This window comes from Streptomyces geranii (assembly GCF_002954775.1).
Taxonomy (GTDB): domain Bacteria; phylum Actinomycetota; class Actinomycetes; order Streptomycetales; family Streptomycetaceae; genus Streptomyces; species Streptomyces geranii.
In genome coordinates, this window is record NZ_PJME01000007.1 from 189,581 (window position 1) to 207,168 (window position 17,588).

The window sequence follows — 17,588 nt, forward strand, 5'->3', positions numbered from 1 at the left end:
GCGCGCGGCCGTCCGGCGATGTGTCGGCCGGTGGCCTGTCGGGCGGGATCTCCTGGCGGATCTCCCGCCCCGGCTGGTGCCTGGCCGCCCGGGGCGCGGATTCGACTCGCGCGGGCCTGCCGCCTGCCGGGCGACTCGGCCGCCGGCGAAGATGCTGCCCCGGGGCCGGGTGCGCGTGGGCTCTGCGGCTCGCGCGGGTGTCGGCTGCGCGCCGGTCGGCGGCCTGCTGCGCGGGCCCTCCGGTGGACTTCCCGGCCCGGGTGGTGCCTGGCGCCGCCCGGGGTGTGGATGCGGCCCGTGTGGGCCCGCCGCCTGCTCGGCCGCCCGCTGCCGTCCGCCCCGGGGTGGCTGTTGCCTGGCTCCCGCCGCCCGCGCAGGTGGCCGGCCCTGCGTCCGCCGACGGCCTGTCGCGCGGGCCCCCGGTGGGTCTTCTGCCTCCGATGGTGCCTGGCCGCCCAGGCCGTGGACCCGGCCCATCCCGCCCGCCGCCCCGCCGGAGGCGCCGTAGGTCAAGGCGTGCTCGTGTGGGCCTCCTGTCGTGCCGTGAGCACGCGCGGACCCGCGTTCGTGATCGCCACCGTGTGTTCCGCGTGGGCCGCTCGGGAGCCGTCGTTCGTGCGGAGGGTCCAGCCGTCGGGGGCCTCGTGGTAGCCGTTCTTGCCGCTGCCGATCAGCATGGGCTCGATCGCCAGGACCAGGCCGTGGCGCAGTGGCATGCCCCGGCCAGGGCGGCCCTCGTTCGGGACCGGGGGGTCCTCGTGCATCCGGCGGCCGATGCCGTGGCCGCCGAAGCCCTCCGGGATGCCGTATCCCGCCGTACGGCACACCTCGCCGATCGCGTGCGCGATGTCGCCGATGCGGTTGCCGACGACCGCCGCCGCGATGCCCGCCGCGAGCGCCCGCTCGGCGGTCTCGACGAGCCGTACGTCCGCCGGGCGCGGCTCGCCCACGATGAAGCTGATCGCCGAGTCGCCCGCCCAGCCGCCCAGTTCGGCGCCGAAGTCGATGGAGACGAGGTCGCCGTCGCGCAGCCGGTAGCCGTCCGGGATGCCGTGCACGATCGCGTCGTTCACCGACGCGCAGATCACCGCGGGGAAGGGGGTCGGTGCGAAGGAGGGGTGGTAGCCGAGGAAGGGGGACGTCGCCCCGGCCGCCCGCAGCACCTCATGCGCGAGCTCGTCCAGCTCCAGCAGGGAAACGCCCACGTCAGCGGCTTCCCGTACGGCCGTCAGGGCTCTGCCGACCACCTGGCCGGTCTCGTACATGGCATCGATCGCAGTGTCTGTCTTGAGTTCCACCATGCCAATTACTATACCGGTATTAGAATGGCGGCATGGTACGCACCCCTCTCACCCCAGAAGAGCGTGAACGCGGCGAGCGCCTCGGCCGGCTGCTGCGCGAGGCGCGTGGTGGCCGCAGCATGGCGGAGATCGCGGCCCGCGCCGGAATCTCCCCCGAGACCCTCCGCAAGATCGAGACCGGCCGGGCGCCGACGCCGGCGTTCTTCACGGTCGCGGCGCTGGCCCGGGTCCTCGGCCTGTCCATGGACGAACTCGTCGGCCGGTGCGCGCCGTCGGCCCCGGTCGCGGCATGAACCCCGTGGCCCGCTTTTGGCCATGGTGACCGTTGTTCACATCACGTTCCGCTGGGTGCGCGGTACTCTGCGTCCGGTCCGAAAACCTCTCGTAGCCCTTCCGTAACACGGCTGGTGTTTTCTACAGGGCGGAGAACTCCGGTCGGGCATGGGGTGAACATCATGGCGGTGGAACAACTCCCGGGGCAGGTGCGGGAGTTCGCGCGGTATCTGAGCGGCCTGCTGGCCCGCCTCGACCAGGGCGCGGGCTGGTGCGGCGTGTTCTGGCAGCGCGACCCCGACGGCATGCGCGCCTGTCTCGACGGGTACGAGGTGCCGCCCTGGGACGTCGTCGAGGCGCTGCTCCAGGATCTCGCCGCCGAGTACGGCACGGGCGCCGTGGGCCCGGAGGCCGAGCAGGCGCGTGCCCTGCACCAGGCCTCGCTCACCGAGTTCGACGCCCGCCCCGGCGCCCGCGACACCCTCGGCGACCGGCTCGACGTGATGCTCCGCGAGCAGAAGTACGCCACGGAACGGCTCGGTGAACTGGGCCGCTCCCTCAACTCCGCCGGCACCCACGAGGAGGCCGAGAGCCTCCGCCTCGACCTCGCCTGGGCCCACGACGACCACGAACGCGCCTCCGCCCGCTGCGTCGAACTCCGTTCCAGGCTGGACCAGTTGGCCCGCCGCGCGGTGAGCGGCGCGACGATTCCGCGCCGCGACCCCGACGAGGAGGCGGGCCTGTTCGCCGCCCGCGTCCAGAACACCCAGCACCCCGCCGACCCCCTGAACCTCCCGAGACAGCGCACCGACACGAACGACCACCACCCGGCCGACGACACGACCGGCTGGTACGACGACGACCGCGGCTCCCGCAGACAGCGTGCGGACGCTCGACAGGCCGCCACCGGTTACGACGACGCCCGCGACGCCCGCGACCAGCGCGCGGCCGACGACACGGCAGGGTGGTACGACAACGATCGCAACCCCCGCCGCCAGTCCGTGAGCGGCGGTACGGCCCCCGCCGGACCCCAGCGGCAAACTCCGGACCGCCCCGGAGACGACCGCGCCCCCGACCAGCCCCGTCCCGACGACGAACTGCGCCCCTGGCGCGGCCACCTCCGCCGGTCCGGCCTCGCGGACGAGTACGCCGACGATCTCGACGGTCCCCGCCGGGCCGACGCCCCCGACGGCACCCCGGAGACCCCGGCCGGCCGCACGGCCCCGCGGCTCCCCGCCGACTGGTACGACGCCCAGGCCCCCGCCGCCGTACCCGAGGACCCCGAGCCCGCCCTCGCCCCCACGGACTCCCGTCCCGCCGCCAAGCAGCGATCCAAACGCCGTACACGCGGAAGTGCCCGGTTCGCCGGGATGATGGACGACGCGGACACCGGAGCGACCCCCACCGTCGACCCCACCTCCATGCCGGCCATGCCCGCGCCCGCCGCCCCGACCCGCCGCAACCCGCGCGGGGCCCGCTTCGCCGGGGCCGCCGCCGCGGCCAAGCCCGCCGCGCCCAGGCGGGAGGCGCTGGACGACGACGCCCGGCACGACACGATCGACGCGGTCCGCAGCCTCGTACGACTGCGGAGCGAGGGCCGCAGCGGCGAGGCGCACGCGCTGCTCGTCGAGGCCGCGCACTGGCCCGCCGCCCGTTTCCCGCTGCTCGCCGCCGAGCTGCACCGCGCGGGGCTCGGCGCCGACTGGGCGACCCTGCTCTGGGAGGCCGCGTCCCTGCCGGCCGCTCAGCTGATCGCCGCCGCCGACGCGCTCGTCGCGGCCGGGCGGGGCGGCGACGGCCAGCAGATCCTGCGGCAGGGCATGGTGCGCCCGGCGCACGAGGTGGGGGAGGGGGTCCTCGGGCTCGTCGAGGACGGCCGTCACCGCGAGGCGCGGGCCCTGCTCGACGCGTACGTCCGTGTCCGCACCCCCGAGGAGGCCGCCCGCAGCGTCGCCGCCGACCCCCAGCGACTCGTCCCCCTGCTTCTGGAGGCGGCCCGGGGCGCCTCCGAGGACTGCTACTGGGATCTGGTGCACGCCCTCCGCGTGGCGGGCCACAGCACCTGACCCGGTCTGACCCGGGTGCCCACGACTCGCCCACCGGGGTGTGAAACGTGATCGACTCCGCGGGTTAACGGCGATGGTCTTGGCAAGGCTGTTCCAGAGGCTTACTTTCAAGCCCCTACGACCTCTGTCTACGGGCGTAGAGGCTCTCTGACGTCCAGCCGGAAGGAGCAGGTCATGGCCAATGTCGTACGTGCAGCTCTGGTTCAGGCCACCTGGACCGGCGACACCGAGTCCATGGTCGCCAAGCATGTGGAGCACGCCCGTGAGGCCGCCCGGCAGGGCGCCAAGGTCATCGGGTTCCAGGAGGTCTTCAACGCCCCCTACTTCTGCCAGGTCCAGGAGCCCGAGCACTACGGCTGGGCCGAGCCCGTGCCCGACGGGCCCACGGTGGTTCGTATGCAGGAGCTGGCGCGCGAGACCGGCATGGTGATCGTCGTCCCGGTCTTCGAGGTCGAGCAGTCCGGCTTCTACTACAACACCGCGGCCGTGATCGACGCCGACGGCACCTACCTCGGCAAGTACCGCAAGCACCACATTCCGCAGGTCAAGGGCTTCTGGGAGAAGTACTACTTCAAGCCCGGCAACCTCGGCTGGCCGATCTTCGACACGGCCGTCGGGAAGATCGGCGTCTACATCTGCTACGACCGGCACTTCCCGGAGGGCTGGCGGCAGCTGGGCCTCAACGGCGCGCAGCTCGTCTACAACCCGTCGGCCACCTCGCGCGGCCTCTCCGCCTACCTCTGGCAGCTGGAGCAGCCCGCCGCGGCCGTCGCCAACGAGTACTTCGTCGCCGCCATCAACCGGGTGGGGCAGGAGGAGTACGGGGACAACGACTTCTACGGGACCTCGTACTTCGTGAACCCGCGCGGCCAGTTCGTCGGCGAGGTCGCCAGCGACAAGGACGAGGAACTCGTCGTGCGGGACCTGGATTTCGATCTCATCGAGGAAGTCCGGCAGCAGTGGGCCTTCTACCGGGACCGGCGGCCGGACGCATATGAAGGGCTGGTGCAGCCGTGAGCGATCTGTACGGGCGACACAAGGCGGTCCTGCCGGACTGGCTCGCCCTCTACTACGAGGACCCGCTGGAGATCACACACGGCGAGGGCCGGTACGTGTGGGACGCGAACGGAAAGCAGTACCTCGACTTCTTCGGCGGCATCCTCACGACGATGACCGCGCACGCCCTCCCCGAGATCACCAAGGCGGTGAGCGAACAGGCCGGGCGGATCATCCACTCGTCCACGCTCTACCTGAACCGCCCGATGGTCGAACTCGCCGAGCGCGTCGCGCAGTTGTCCGGCATCCCGGACGCGCGTGTCTTCTTCACCACCTCCGGCACGGAGGCCAACGACACGGCCCTCCTGCTCGCCACGTCCTACCGGCGCAGCAACCAGATCCTGGCGATGCGCAACAGCTACCACGGCCGTTCGTTCTCCACGGTCGGCATCACGGGCAACAAGGGCTGGTCCCCGACCTCCCTGTCCCCGCTCCAGACCCTGTACGTCCACGGCGGCGTCCGCACCCGAGGCCCGTACGCCGACCTCAGTGACGCCGAGTTCATCGCGGCCTGCGTCGCCGACCTGGAGGACCTGCTCGGCCACGTCCGCCCGCCGGCGGCCCTGATCGCCGAACCGATCCAGGGCGTCGGCGGCTTCACCTCCCCGCCGGACGGGCTGTACGCGGCCTTCAAGCGGGTGCTGGAGGAACGCGGCATCCTCTGGATCGCCGACGAGGTCCAGACGGGCTGGGGCCGCACCGGCGACCACTTCTGGGGCTGGCAGGCACACGCGGAGAACGGCCCGCCGGACATCATCACCTTCGCCAAGGGCATCGGCAACGGCATGTCCATCGGCGGGGTCGTGGCCCGCGCCGAGATCATGAACTGCCTCGACTCCAACTCCATCTCGACCTTCGGCGGCACCCAGATCACCATGGCGGCCGGCCTCGCCAACCTCACGTACCTCCTGGAACACGACCTCCAGGGCAACGCCCGGCGCGTCGGCGGTCTGCTGATCGAGCGGCTGCGGGGCGTCGCCGCCCAGCTGCCGGGCGTACGGGAAGTGCGTGGGCGTGGGCTGATGATCGGCATCGAGCTGGTGAAGCCCGGTACCGACACCGCCGACCCGGAGACCGCAGCCGCCGTGCTGGAAGCGGCCCGTGCGGAAGGGCTGCTCCTCGGCAAGGGCGGCGGCCACAACACGAGCGCGCTGCGCATCGCACCGCCGCTGTCGCTCACCGTCGCGGAGGCCGAGGAGGGCGCCGCGATCCTCGAACGCGCTCTGAGGAGCTGCGTCCAGTAACACCAGAGCAGGACCACAGCAAGAAAGTCGGCCCCATGCTTACGACCACCACCTTGGAACCCGCCCTCTCCGTCCGTCAGGTCCTCGGCCTGGAACGGGTGCTCGCGGGCGAGCCCGAGGTGGTGGCCGGGGCCGGCCATCTCGACCGGGCCGTGCGCTGGGTGCATGTCGCCGAGGCCGCCGATGTCGGCGTGATGCTCAGCGGCGGCGAGATGATCCTCACGACGGGAGTGCTGCTCGCGGGGGATGAAGAGGCCCAGGCCGAGTACATCCGGTCCCTGCACCGGGCGGAGGCCGCCGCCGTCGTCCTCGGGCTCGGCCGCGCCTTTCCGGCGCCGCCGGACGTCATGCGGCGCGCTGCCGAGCGGTGCGGGCTGCCGATGGTGGTGCTCCATCGGCCTTTCCCCTTCGCGGAGTTGACGGAGGAGGTCCAATCCCGGCTGGTACGGCGGAAGTTCGCCGCCGTGAGCCTGTCGGAGACGGTACGGACCGCTCTCACGGGACTCATCACCTCAGGTGCGCCTATGCAGTTGCTGCTCGACGAGGTCGCCTCGCACAGTGCCTGTCCCGTCGTCGTCACCAACCTCGCCCATCGTGTCCTCGCCACCTCGGGGGACCGGTCGTCCGTCGACGACGTGCTGCGGGACTGGGAGCGCATCTCCCGGCAGGCGGGCGGGAGCGAGGGCGACGGCTGGATCCGGGCCGAGCTGGGCGGGCGCGGGGAGCGGTGGGGGCGGATCGTGCTCTGCGGGTACCGGGGTGACGTCGCCACCGGACGGCTGCTCGCCGACCGGGCCGCCGAGGCGCTCGTCCTGCACCGCATGCTCGGGGGCTCCGTGCACACCTGGGAGGAGCAGTCGGCGCAGAGCCTGCTGACGGACCTGGTGAGCGGCGTCGTACCGGCCAGGCAGCTGCTACCGCGTGCCCGGGCGGCCGGACTCCCCGTCAACCGGCGGACCTTCGTGCCGCTCGTCGTACGGGACGGCGACCCCGCTGAACTCGACCGCGTACTACGCCTGTTGGGCCTGCCGGGACTGGTCGCCGAGCTGGCCGACGACGCCACCGCCGTCCTGCTGAGCCTCGCCCGCGACCAGGACGCCAAGGCGCTCGCCGCGCACTTCGCGGTCCGGCTGCGTACGGAGACCGGCGGCGGCCGGACCGTCGTGGCCGCCGCCGAGGCGCTCGGCTCCTGGGACGACGTACCCACCGGACTGCGCGAGGCGCTGCACGTCGCCGCGGCCGTCGCGGACACGCCGGCGGGGCAGGATCTGCCGGTCCTTGTGTACCTGAGGGACGTACGGCTGCGCGGTCTGGTCCGGCTGCTGCGGGACGATCCGCATGTGCAGGCGTTCGCGGAGCGGGAGCTGGACGGGCTGCTGTGCGGGGTGGAGGGCGAGTCCGAGCTGCTGCCGGTCCTGCGGACCTATCTCGCCACAGGGCGCAACAAATCACGTACCGCGCAACTGCATCATGTCTCGCGCCCCGCGCTCTACCGCCGTCTGGAGGCGATAGAGGCGCGGCTCGGGCTCGATCTCGACGACTTCGAGCAGGCCGCCTCCGTGCACATCGCACTCCTCGCGCACGACGCTCAGCAAGGCCGATAGCGCTCGTTCCAATGCTTCGTCTTACCGCTCCGAAACATCAAAAGACCTGGGAAAACAGTGGTGAAACATGGGCCCAAGTCAGGGTGACACCGTGGAACGCCGGATGCCCGCAGGCGTGACACCGTGCAACTCAAACCCGATCTCCAGGCTTCCTAGGCTCGGCGTACACCGAGTGACCGGAGGTCCCGATGAGCAGGGTGATTCGCGCCGCCATCTTCCAGACTGCCTGGACGGGCGACAAGGAGTCGATGATCCAGGTCCACGAGCAGGCGGTCCGCGACGCCGCGGCGCAGGGTGCTCAAGTCATGTGTTTCCAGGAGCTGTTCTACGGACCGTACTTCTGCCAGGTCCAGGACAAGGCGTTCTACGAGTACGCCGAGCAGATCCCCGACGGCCCGATCGTCAAGCGCTTCCAGGCGCTGGCGAAAGAACTGGGCATCGTCCTCGTCCTGCCGATGTACGAGGAGGAGCAGCCGGGCGTCCTCTACAACACGGCCGCCGTGATCGACGCGGACGGCTCGTACCTCGGCAAGTACCGCAAGCACCACATTCCGCAGGTCGCCGGGTTCTGGGAGAAGTTCTACTTCCGTCCGGGCAACGCGGGTTGGCCGATCTTCGAGACGGCCGTGGGCAAGATCGGCGTCTACATCTGCTACGACCGGCACTTCCCGGAGGGCTGGCGTGCGCTGGGCCTCGAAGGCGCCGAGATCGTCTTCAACCCGTCGGCCACCTCGCGCGGCCTGTCCGCCTACCTGTGGCAGCTGGAGCAGCCTGCGGCGGCCGTCGCCAACGAGTACTTCGTCGGCGCGATCAACCGGGTCGGCGTCGAGGAACTGGGCGACAACGACTTCTACGGGACCTCGTACTTCGTGGACCCGGAGGCCCAGTTCGTCGGCGAGGTGGCGAGCGACAAGGAGACCGAACTCGTCGTCCGCGACCTGGACCTCAACAAGCTCCGAGAGGTCCGCGACCGCTGGCAGTTCTACCGCGACCGCCGCCCGGAGGCGTACGGGCCGCTGACGGCTCCGTAGCAAGCAGACGCTCACACCCGCGCCCCTGTCTTTTGTCTTTAGGGGCGCGGGGCAGCGTCCATTTGCGGCTCCGCCGCGGGGCGCGACAAGCCACACACAACCGGCACTTCGAAGACAACCGAGGAGCGTGAACCCATGACCGGCCGTACTGTCATCCGAGGCGGACTAGTCATCACCGCGTCCGACGAACTCCACGCGGACGTCCTCATCGAGGACGGCCGTATCGTCGCCCTCGCCGCCACCGGCACCCCCGCCGCCGAGGCGTGGAGCGCCGAGCGGACCATAGACGCCACCGGAAAGTACGTCATCCCCGGCGGCGTCGACGCGCACACCCACATGGAACTGCCGTTCGGCGGTACGGCCGCCTCGGACACCTTCGAGACCGGCACCCGGGCCGCCGCCTGGGGCGGTACGACCACGATCATCGACTTCGCCGTGCAGAGCGTCGGCCAGTCGCTGCGTGACGGACTCGACACCTGGAACGCCAAGGCCGACGGCAACTGCGCCATCGACTACGCCTTCCACATGATCGTCTCCGACGTGAACCAGGACACCCTCAAGGAGATGGACCTGCTGGTCGAGGAGGGCGTCACCTCCTTCAAGCAGTTCATGGCCTACCCGGGCGTCTTCTACAGCGACGACGGCCAGATCCTGCGCGCCATGCAGCGCTCCGCCGAGAACGGCGGCCTGATCATGATGCACGCCGAGAACGGCATCGCGATCGACGTCCTCGTCGAACAGGCGCTCGCCCGGGGCGAGACCGACCCCCGCTTCCACGGCGAGGTCCGCAAGGCCCTCCTCGAAGCGGAGGCCACGCACCGCGCCATCAAGCTCGCGCAGGTCGCCGGGGCACCCCTGTACGTCGTCCACGTCTCGGCGCAGGAGGCAGTCGCCGAGCTGGCACGGGCGCGCGACGAGGGGCTCAACGTCTTCGGCGAGACCTGCCCGCAGTACCTGTTCCTGTCGACGGACAACCTCGCCGAGCCGGACTTCGAGGGCGCCAAGTACGTGTGCAGCACGCCCCTTCGGCCCAAGGACCACCAGGCCGCCCTGTGGAGGGGACTGCGCACGAACGACCTCCAGGTCGTCTCCACGGACCACTGCCCCTTCTGCTTCGAGGGCCAGAAGGAGCTGGGCCGCGGCGACTTCTCGAAGATCCCCAACGGGCTCCCGGGCGTCGAGAACCGCATGGACCTCCTCCACCAGGCCGTCGTCGACGGGCACATCAGCCGCCGCCGCTGGATCGAGATCGCCTGCGCCACCCCGGCCCGGATGTTCGGCCTCTACCCGAAGAAGGGCACCATCGCCCCGGGCGCCGACGCCGACGTCGTCATCTACGACCCGCACGCCGAGCAGACCGTCTCCGCCGAGACCCACCACATGAACGTCGACTACTCGGCGTACGAGGGCAAGCGGCTCACCGGCCGCGTCGAGACCGTCCTCTCGCGGGGCGAACTCGTCATCACCGAGCGGGAGTTCACCGGACGCGCGGGCCACGGCGTCTACACCCCCCGCTCCACCTGTCAGTACCTGACCTGAACTAGGAGTGGAGCAGATGGACTTCGGACTCGTCCTCCAGACCGACCCGCCCGCCTCGCGTGTCATCGAGCTGATGCAGCGCGCCGAGGGCAACGGCTTCACGTACGGCTGGACCTTCGACTCCGCCGTGCTGTGGCAGGAACCGTTCGTGATCTACAGTCAGATCCTTTCCAGCACCGAGAAGTTGACGGTCGGGCCGATGGTCACCAACCCGGGCACCCGCACCTGGGAGGTCACCGCCTCCACCTTCGCGACCCTCAACGACATGTTCGGCAACCGCACGGTCTGCGGCATCGGCCGCGGCGACTCCGCGATGCGCGTCGCCGGCCGAACTCCCAACACGCTGGCCCGGATCAGCGGCGCGATGAAGGTCATCCGCTCGCTCGGCCGGGGCGACGAGGCCGACCTCGGCGGTACGGTCGTCAAGTTCCCGTGGGTGCGGCCGGGCGCCGAACTCCCCGTCTGGATGGCCGCGTACGGCCCCAAGGCGCTCAAGATGACCGGCGAGGAGGCCGACGGGTTCATCCTCCAGCTCGCCGACCTCTACCTCACCGAGTACATGGTGAAGACGGTCAAGGACGCCGCCGTCGCCGCCGGACGCGACCCGTCCGAGGTGAAGATCTGCGTCGCCGCCCCCGCGTACATCACCGACGACGACTCGCCCGAGGCGCTCGCCCACGCCCGCGAGCAGTGCCGCTGGTTCGGCGGGATGGTCGGCAACCACGTCGCCGACCTGGTGTCGAAGTACGGCGAACACTCCGCCGCCGTACCGGAGGAACTCACGGACTACATCAAGGCCCGTGAGGGGTACGACTACTCCCACCACGGCCGCGCCGACAACCCCGACACCCAGTTCGTGCCGGACGAGATCGTCGACCGGTTCTGCATCATCGGCACCCCCGAGATGCACATCGAGAAGCTCAACAAGCTGCGTGAGCTGGGCGTCGACCAGTTCGCGGTCTACGACATGCACGACGCGCAGGAGAAGGTCATCGACGCGTACGGCACGACGGTCATCCCCGCCGTCAACAGCTGACCCACCCACCACGCAACCGCACAACTCCCCATCCCCCCACTCCAGTTCTCCCCTCCCTCGCCGTCCCGAGGGAGGGGGCCGGAGACCCCGCACGGCCTTTCCGGATCCGCCCCTCGTTTGATTGGCCTGCCCATGACCGACACCGCTCCGACGGCCATAACGCCGTCCTCCCAAGTCACCCTCCCCGACGGCCGGGTGGAGATCTCCCCCGACGCGCCCGCACCCAGCGGGCCGTACGCCAACGAGGACCTGCTGCCGGTTCCGATCGAGAAGCGCACCTGGACCACGTACAACTTCTCGGCTCTCTGGGTGGGCATGGCCCACAACACGGCGTCCTGGACCCTCGCCTCGGGTCTGATCGCGGTCGGCATGGACTGGAAGCAGGCCGTGCTCACGATCGCCCTGGCGAACGTGATCGTGCTGATCCCGATGCTGCTCACCGGGCACGCCGGGCCCAAGTACGGCATCCCGTTCCCGGTCTTCGCGCGTGCTTCGTTCGGCATCCGGGGCGCCAACCTCCCAGCTGTCGTACGGGCGTTGGTGGCGTGCGGCTGGTTCGGGATCCAGACCTGGATCGGCGGTGAGGCGATCTACTTCCTCGCCGGGAAGCTGATCGGCAACGGCTGGAGCGACGCCGGGAAGATCGGCGGCTACGCCTGGACCATGTGGCTGTCCTTCGCCATCTTCTGGGCGATCCAGGTCGCCATCATCTACCGGGGCATGGAGACGATCCGCCGCTTCGAGAACTGGGCCGCGCCCTTCGTGCTCCTCGGCGCCGGTGTGATGCTGTGGTGGATGGCCGACAAGGCCGGCGGCTTCGGCCCGCTGCTCGACCAGCCCTCCAAGCTGGGCTACGGCCCGGACTTCTGGAAGATCTTCGCGCCCGCCCTCATGGGCATGATCGGCTTCTGGTCCACGCTGTCGCTGAACATCCCGGACTTCACCCGGTACGGGAAGAGCCAGAAGGCCCAGACGTGGGGGCAGGCGCTCGGTCTGCCGACCACGATGACCCTGTTCGCGTTCCTGTCCGTGATGGTCACCTCGGGCTCGCAGGCCGTGTACGGCGAGGCCATCTGGGACCCGGTACAGCTCGCCGCCAAGACCGACAACGTCTTCGGTCTGCTGTTCGCCCTGGTCACCGTGCTGGTGGCGACCCTGTCCGTGAACGTCGCGGCCAACCTGGTCTCCCCGGCCTTCGACTTCTCCAACATCGCGCCCCGGAAGATCAGCTTCCGGACGGGCGCGCTCGCCACCTGCGTACTCGGCGTGCTGATCTTCCCGTGGAAGCTGTACTCCGACCCGCAGGGCTACATCTTCACCTGGCTCGGCCTCGTCGGCGGGCTCCTCGGCACGGTCGCCGGCATCCTCATCGCCGACTACTGGATCCTGCGCAGAGGCAAGCTCGACCTCGCCGACCTGTACCGCTCGGGCGGACGCTACTGGTACGACAACGGCTGGAACTGGCGTGCGGTCGTCGCGTTCCTGGTCGGCGGCGTACTGGCCGTCGGCGGCGCCAACTTCGCGCCGATCATCGACGGGCGGCCCATCCCGGCGCTGTCCTCGCTGGCGGACTACGGCTGGGCCGTGGGGCTGGGCACCTCGATGGCGCTCTACCTGGTGCTGATGCTGGCGAGCGGGAAGGCGAAGGCGGACCTGAAGGCCTGACGACCCCGCGACGGGCGGTGCGGAGGGCGGCCGGTGTTCCTACCGGCCGCCCTCCAGCGCTGCCACCGCGTCCCGGGCGGCCTTGATGGCGCCCTTGTTGATCACATCCGTGCTCGGCGCCTTCTTCGACTCGAAGTCGCTGCCGTTGTACGTGATCACCACCAGCGCGTTCGACGCGCGGACCAGCACCACGCCCTCACGGGTCTGCTGCTTGTCCTCGGTGGTGAGGTTCACGACGGAGTAGGCCTCGTCGCCGAGCCCCGGCACCTCGCCGCCGCCGCTCTTCTCCGTCAGCCGGTCCTTGTAGGTCTTCTCTGCCGCCGCGTCCGTGTCGGACAGCTCGAACGACACGTCGAGCCAGCGGTAGTCGAACCCCTTGAGCGCGTTCCAGGAGCAGGTGCGGCGGGCGTTGGTGTCCGTCGACGGGATCTCCTTGCCGGCCGCCTTGGCGCCCGGGACAAGGGACTTGATGGTCCCGGGCTTCACACTCGTGCAGGGCACGGGCGCGGCGGTGAAGGTCTTCGTGGCCGCCGTGGTGGAGGGCTCGGTGGGTGACGCGGACGCGCCCGTGGTGGCGGTGTCCTTGTCGTCGGCGGTCGGTGACGCGGCGAGCGGACCCGAGGACAACGCCCAGCCGGCCGTGGCGAGCACGGCGACCGGCGCCAGGCGGGTGACGAGCGCGAGCGGCAGAGGAAGGCTCAAGGCGCACTTCTCGTGGGGGACGGTGCGGAGAGGGGTCCGCACTCCGGACGGGACGCCAGTGTCACATGACTGCCTGTGGGGCGGAAGTAAGAACTCGCTCCGTGGCTGTGCGATGACTGTCGTTCATGATCGGCCGCCCGGACTGTCCGTCAGAATGCGCAAATCGGTGCCGATAGCGCTCAATTCACCTTCGATGCGATCGACTGTCGCGAACGCCCCATAAGTGATGAGTCGGACGAGGTGTTCGTCGGTGTGGCGCGGGGTGCGCCAGGCCGCCACGACCCCTGATCGGCGAGTTCGTGTCCCGCCCCCCGGACCGGGCCACCCCACCGAGCCTGGCCTGCCTGACCCGTCGCGAACGCGAGGTCACGGCCTTCGCCGCCCGCGGTCTGACGAACGAGGAGATAGCCGCCCACATGGTCATCAGCCCGTTCACGGCCAAGACGCACATCAGCCGCGCGATGACGAAGCTGGGGGCGCGGGACCGGGCGCAGTTGGTGGTGTTCGCTTATGAGTCGGGGCTGGTGGGGGTGCGGGACGGGAGTCACCCGGGCGGTCTTTGAGGCCAGGCCAGGAGGTACGTACGATCATCGGATCGTGTGTCCCAGTCAAGGAGCCGCCCGTGTTCACCACCCGACCCACGCTCCAGGGCACCTTCGGGATGGTGTCCTCCACGCACTGGCTGGCCTCGCAGTCAGCGATGGCCGTGCTGGAGGGTGGGGGGAACGCGTTCGACGCCGCTGTCGCCGCCGGGTTCGTGCTGCATGTCGTCGAGCCGCATCTCAATGGGCCCGGTGGTGAGGTGCCGATCGTTCTCGCGCCCGTCGGCGGGGAGGTGCGGGTGCTGTGCGGGCAGGGGGGTGCGCCCGCCGGGGCCACCGTCGCGCACTACCGGGGGCTGGGGCTCGACCTCGTGCCCGGTACCGGGCCGCTGGCCGCCGCCGTGCCCGGGGCCTTCGACGCGTGGATGCTGCTGCTTCGTGATCATGGGACCAGGTCGCTCGCCGATGTTCTGCGGTACGCCATCGGGTACGCCGAGGACGGGCACGCGCCCGTGGAGAACGTCGGTGCGACCGTCGAGACCGTGCGGGAACTGTTCGAGACGGAGTGGACCTCGTCCGCGGAGGTCTATCTGCCCGGCGGGCGGGCGCCCCGGGCCGGGGAGTTGTTCCGCAATCCGGCTCTTGCCGCCACCTGGAAGCGGCTGCTCGCCGAGGTCGCCGGAGCCGGGGACCGGGTCGCCCAGATCGAGGCGGCGCGGGAGGTGTGGCGGACCGGCTTCATCGCCGAGGCGCTCGTGCGGCAGTCCGCGCGTCCGACCCTCGACACCAGCGGCGAGCGGCACGTCGGGACGCTGACCGCCGCCGACCTCGCCTCCTTCTCCGCGTCCTACGAGGCTCCCGCCACCTACGACTGGCGCGGCTGGACCCTCTGCAAGGCCGGCCCCTGGAGTCAAGGGCCGGCCTTCCTCCAGCAACTCGCGCTTCTTCCGCCGGAGTTGCCCGCGTACGGGTCCGCCGAGTACGTCCATCTGCTGATCGAGGGCTGCAAGCTCGCCATGGCCGACCGCGAGGCCTGGTACGGGGACGCGTCCGGCGGGGGCGATGTGCCGCTCGGCGAACTGCTGTCCGACGACTACAACGCGGCCCGGCGGAGTCTCGTCGGGGACAAGGCGTCCTGGGAGCTGCGTCCCGGCAGCCCTGGTGGGCGTAGCCCGCGGATCGCCGTGCACGCGCGCGTGGCCGCCGTCCACGGGCCGGGGGCGGTCCCGGTGGGCGCCGGTGAGCCCACCGTCGCCGGGCTCCCGGACCCGCGCGTGCCCGGCGAGCCGGACGTCGCCGCCGACGGTCGTACCCGGGGCGACACCTGCCACCTCGACGTCGTCGACCGGTGGGGCAACATGGTCGCGGCCACGCCCAGCGGCGGCTGGCTCCAGTCCAACCCCGTCGTGCCCGAACTGGGCTTCCCGCTGGGCACCCGGCTCCAGATGGCCTGGCTGGAGGAGGGCCTGCCGAACTCGCTCACCCCGGGCCGCCGCCCCCGGACCACCCTCACGCCCTCGATCGCGCTGCGCGACGGCGTGCCCGTACTGGCGTTCGGTACGCCCGGCGGCGACCAGCAGGACCAGTGGCAGCTGCACTTCTTCCTCGCCGTCGCCCTGCGCCCGAAGGTGCGCGGCGGACTCGACCTCCAGGGCGCGATCGACGCCCCGAACTGGCACAACGACAGCTTCCCGGGGTCCTTCTACCCGCGAGGCATGTCCCCGGGGAGCGTCACCGTGGAGTCCCGGACGCCGGACGCCGTCGTCGAGGAGCTGCGCCGCCGGGGGCACGACGTGACGGTCGGTGGTGAGTGGTCCGAGGGGCGGCTCTGCGCGGTCGCCCGGGATCCGGCGACGGGCGTCCTGTCGGCGGCGGCCAATCCACGCGGGATGCAGGGGTACGCCGTAGGTCGCTGATGTCCGGATCCCGGTATTCAGGGCGATTCCATCCCCTGTCCACCGGCCGGGCGGGGATTGTCAGTGGCGCGTGCTCTCATGGAGCCATGATCGGAGACACCGAAACCATCGAAGAGTTTCTCGCCCGGCACACGTCCGACGTCGAAGAAGCGGTCCGCCAGGCGGCGGACACGGAGATCATGCCCCGCTTCCGCCGGCTCGCCGACCACGAGGTCGACCAGAAGAGCGGCCCACACGACCTCGTGACCGACGCCGACCGCAAGGCCGAGCTGTATCTCACCGAGGTGCTGCCCAAACTGCTGCCCGGCTCCGTCGTCGTCGGCGAGGAGGCGGTGCACGCCGACCCCGACTCGTACGAGGCGATACAGGGCGACGCGCCGGTCTGGATCGTCGACCCCGTCGACGGCACCCGGCAGTTCGTCCGCGGCGAACCCGGTTTCTGCACCCTCGTCGCACTCGCCCACCGGGGCATCGTCCGCGCGTCGTGGACGTTCGCCCCGGCCCGCGACCAGCTCGCCACCGCGATCCGCGGGCAGGGCGCCCGCCTCGACGGCACACCCCTGCACGCGGGCTCGCCCGAGCCCGGCCGCGACCTCCGGGTGGCCACCTCCCACCCGGACTACACGACGGACGCCCAGAAGCGCGCCCTCCTCGGCCTGTGGACGGACGGCGTCCAGTCGCGCCCCTGCGGCTCGGCGGGCCTGGAGTACCTGGCCGTGGCGCGGGGCGAGCTGGACGCCACCGCGTTCTCCTGGGAGGCGGCCTGGGACCACGCCGCGGGCATCCTCCTCGTCGAGGAGGCCGGCGGCGCCCATCTCACCCGGGGCGGCGAGCCGTTCCGCATAACCGGCGGCAACACCCTGCCGTTCACCGCCGCGAGGGACGCGGCCACGGCTCGCCGGGTGGTGGAGTTGTTGTCGGGCGGAGCCTGATCTGCGGGCGGGCCGAGCTGAAGCGGAGAGTGACGACCTCGAACTCGGCCACGGTGCCCACCACCGGCCAGTCCCCGGGGTCGAAGGGCAGAAAGGCGATGTCCACGAAGGCGTCGACCGGCAGGTTGATGTCCACGAACAGGCCCGTCCGGCCCGGCCCCCACGGCAGCGCGCACACCATGCCGGTGAGCAGGGAGCCCTCCGGCAGCGGGCCCGAGTCGTAGTGGCTCAGGTGCCGGTGCCGCAGGGCCGTCGACCAGGCCCGCTCGAACTCCGACTCGGCCACGTCCACCGCCTCGGGCGGCACTTCCACGGCGCCCTCGGTGAACGCCCCGTACACGGTCTGGTAGAGCTGCACCCCCAGGCGCCCGAACCGCTCGCGCACCAGCGCCAGTTGGGCCTGGGAAGCGGCCATGGAGGCACCGCCCGAGGTGGTGCCGTCGGGGTTCTGGAGCGGCTCGCAGGAGCGCGGGACGTCCAGCGCGGCCTCGAACACCGCCTGTCGCAGCACCCAGCCGTCGTCCTCGACCTCGAACCAGTACCAGGCGGTGTCGTCGGCGTCATCGCCGGGCGATTGGATGCGGAAACGGCGCGTCATCCGGCCGAGGTTACCCGCGCCGGGCAGTGTCGGTGTCCCGGCATATCCTGATCTCAAGTGGCCGTCGGCTGACAAAGGAGTCC

Annotated in this window: 14 protein-coding genes and 1 pseudogene; 12 read left to right on the plus strand and 3 right to left on the minus strand. The window is 71.0% G+C overall.

The genetic code is table 11. The annotated features are described in order from the left end of the window. Window positions 1-509 precede the first annotated feature (509 nt). The gene (map, locus tag CW359_RS13050; RefSeq protein ID WP_105970061.1) at window positions 510-1,301 is read right to left on the minus strand and encodes a type I methionyl aminopeptidase; all 792 of its coding nucleotides are present in this window, start codon (window positions 1,299-1,301) and stop codon (window positions 510-512) included. A 32-nt stretch (window positions 1,302-1,333) separates the two neighbouring features. Between map and CW359_RS13055 the strand changes: the two genes are divergently transcribed. The 9 genes from CW359_RS13055 to CW359_RS13095 all read left to right on the plus strand — a co-directional run bounded on the left by CW359_RS13055 (window position 1,334) and on the right by CW359_RS13095 (window position 12,815). Beyond that, window positions 1,334-1,594, plus strand: coding sequence for a helix-turn-helix domain-containing protein (locus CW359_RS13055; RefSeq protein ID WP_105970062.1), 261 nt, complete (start codon window positions 1,334-1,336; stop codon window positions 1,592-1,594). A 162-nt stretch (window positions 1,595-1,756) separates the two neighbouring features. Then, window positions 1,757-3,640: a hypothetical protein gene (locus tag CW359_RS13060; protein WP_105970189.1), complete on the plus strand. Its 1,884-nt coding sequence runs from the start codon at window positions 1,757-1,759 to the stop codon at window positions 3,638-3,640. Between the two features lie 174 nt (window positions 3,641-3,814). Beyond that, entirely contained in the window at window positions 3,815-4,657 is an 843-nt protein-coding gene (locus CW359_RS13065) for a nitrilase-related carbon-nitrogen hydrolase (RefSeq protein ID WP_105970063.1), read from the plus strand. Continuing rightward, window positions 4,654-5,940: an aspartate aminotransferase family protein gene (locus tag CW359_RS13070; protein ID WP_105970064.1), complete on the plus strand. Its 1,287-nt coding sequence runs from the start codon at window positions 4,654-4,656 to the stop codon at window positions 5,938-5,940. Before CW359_RS13065 ends, CW359_RS13070 begins: the two co-directional genes overlap by 4 nt. A gap of 35 nt (window positions 5,941-5,975) precedes the next feature. Beyond that, window positions 5,976-7,544 (plus strand): PucR family transcriptional regulator, encoded by a 1,569-nt coding sequence (locus CW359_RS13075; protein WP_105970065.1) that lies wholly within the window; start codon window positions 5,976-5,978, stop codon window positions 7,542-7,544. Window positions 7,545-7,732: 188 nt separating this feature from the next. Beyond that, window positions 7,733-8,575, plus strand: a complete 843-nt coding sequence (locus tag CW359_RS13080) for a nitrilase-related carbon-nitrogen hydrolase (RefSeq protein ID WP_105970066.1) — start codon at window positions 7,733-7,735, stop codon at window positions 8,573-8,575. Between the two features lie 135 nt (window positions 8,576-8,710). Then, a complete protein-coding gene (hydA, locus tag CW359_RS13085) occupies window positions 8,711-10,114 on the plus strand; it encodes a dihydropyrimidinase (RefSeq protein WP_105970067.1) in 1,404 nt (467 codons plus the stop codon). Between the two features lie 16 nt (window positions 10,115-10,130). Beyond that, window positions 10,131-11,150 carry a TIGR03842 family LLM class F420-dependent oxidoreductase gene (locus CW359_RS13090; protein WP_105970068.1) on the plus strand — a complete coding sequence of 340 codons (1,020 nt, stop codon included), beginning with the start codon at window positions 10,131-10,133 and terminating at the stop codon, window positions 11,148-11,150. A 132-nt stretch (window positions 11,151-11,282) separates the two neighbouring features. Beyond that, window positions 11,283-12,815, plus strand: a complete 1,533-nt coding sequence (locus CW359_RS13095) for an NCS1 family nucleobase:cation symporter-1 (protein WP_105970069.1) — start codon at window positions 11,283-11,285, stop codon at window positions 12,813-12,815. Between the two features lie 39 nt (window positions 12,816-12,854). Here the strand turns inward: CW359_RS13095 and CW359_RS13100 are convergent, their stop codons facing one another. Next, on the minus strand, window positions 12,855-13,517 hold the full coding sequence (locus CW359_RS13100) for a hypothetical protein (RefSeq protein WP_105970070.1): 663 nt from the start codon (window positions 13,515-13,517) through the stop codon (window positions 12,855-12,857). Between the two features lie 278 nt (window positions 13,518-13,795). Here CW359_RS13100 and CW359_RS13105 point away from each other — a divergent pair. The 3 genes and pseudogenes from CW359_RS13105 to CW359_RS13115 all read left to right on the plus strand — a co-directional run. Next, window positions 13,796-14,080, plus strand: a pseudogene (locus CW359_RS13105) (response regulator transcription factor); the annotation flags it as partial. A gap of 59 nt (window positions 14,081-14,139) precedes the next feature. Then, entirely contained in the window at window positions 14,140-15,975 is a 1,836-nt protein-coding gene (locus CW359_RS13110) for a gamma-glutamyltransferase family protein (RefSeq protein ID WP_198655201.1), read from the plus strand. Between the two features lie 86 nt (window positions 15,976-16,061). Continuing rightward, window positions 16,062-16,907, plus strand: a complete 846-nt coding sequence (locus tag CW359_RS13115) for an inositol monophosphatase family protein (RefSeq protein WP_105970071.1) — start codon at window positions 16,062-16,064, stop codon at window positions 16,905-16,907. Here CW359_RS13115 and CW359_RS13120 read toward each other — a convergent pair. Further along, window positions 16,843-17,505 carry a hypothetical protein gene (locus CW359_RS13120; protein ID WP_105970072.1) on the minus strand — a complete coding sequence of 221 codons (663 nt, stop codon included), beginning with the start codon at window positions 17,503-17,505 and terminating at the stop codon, window positions 16,843-16,845. The genes CW359_RS13115 and CW359_RS13120 overlap by 65 nt on opposite strands. Between the last annotated feature and the right edge of the window lie 83 nt (window positions 17,506-17,588).

Coding starts and splice junctions, on each gene's coding strand:
- CW359_RS13080 (WP_105970066.1), top strand. CDS start 7,733: ATGAGCAGGGTGATTCGCGCCGCCATCTTCCAGACTGCCTGGACGGGC.
- CW359_RS13065 (WP_105970063.1), top strand. CDS start 3,815: ATGGCCAATGTCGTACGTGCAGCTCTGGTTCAGGCCACCTGGACCGGC.
- map (WP_105970061.1), bottom strand. CDS start 1,301: ATGGTGGAACTCAAGACAGACACTGCGATCGATGCCATGTACGAGACC.
- hydA (WP_105970067.1), top strand. CDS start 8,711: ATGACCGGCCGTACTGTCATCCGAGGCGGACTAGTCATCACCGCGTCC.
- CW359_RS13120 (WP_105970072.1), bottom strand. CDS start 17,505: ATGACGCGCCGTTTCCGCATCCAATCGCCCGGCGATGACGCCGACGAC.
- CW359_RS13095 (WP_105970069.1), top strand. CDS start 11,283: ATGACCGACACCGCTCCGACGGCCATAACGCCGTCCTCCCAAGTCACC.
- CW359_RS13060 (WP_105970189.1), top strand. CDS start 1,757: ATGGCGGTGGAACAACTCCCGGGGCAGGTGCGGGAGTTCGCGCGGTAT.
- CW359_RS13115 (WP_105970071.1), top strand. CDS start 16,062: ATGATCGGAGACACCGAAACCATCGAAGAGTTTCTCGCCCGGCACACG.
- CW359_RS13075 (WP_105970065.1), top strand. CDS start 5,976: ATGCTTACGACCACCACCTTGGAACCCGCCCTCTCCGTCCGTCAGGTC.
- CW359_RS13090 (WP_105970068.1), top strand. CDS start 10,131: ATGGACTTCGGACTCGTCCTCCAGACCGACCCGCCCGCCTCGCGTGTC.
- CW359_RS13055 (WP_105970062.1), top strand. CDS start 1,334: ATGGTACGCACCCCTCTCACCCCAGAAGAGCGTGAACGCGGCGAGCGC.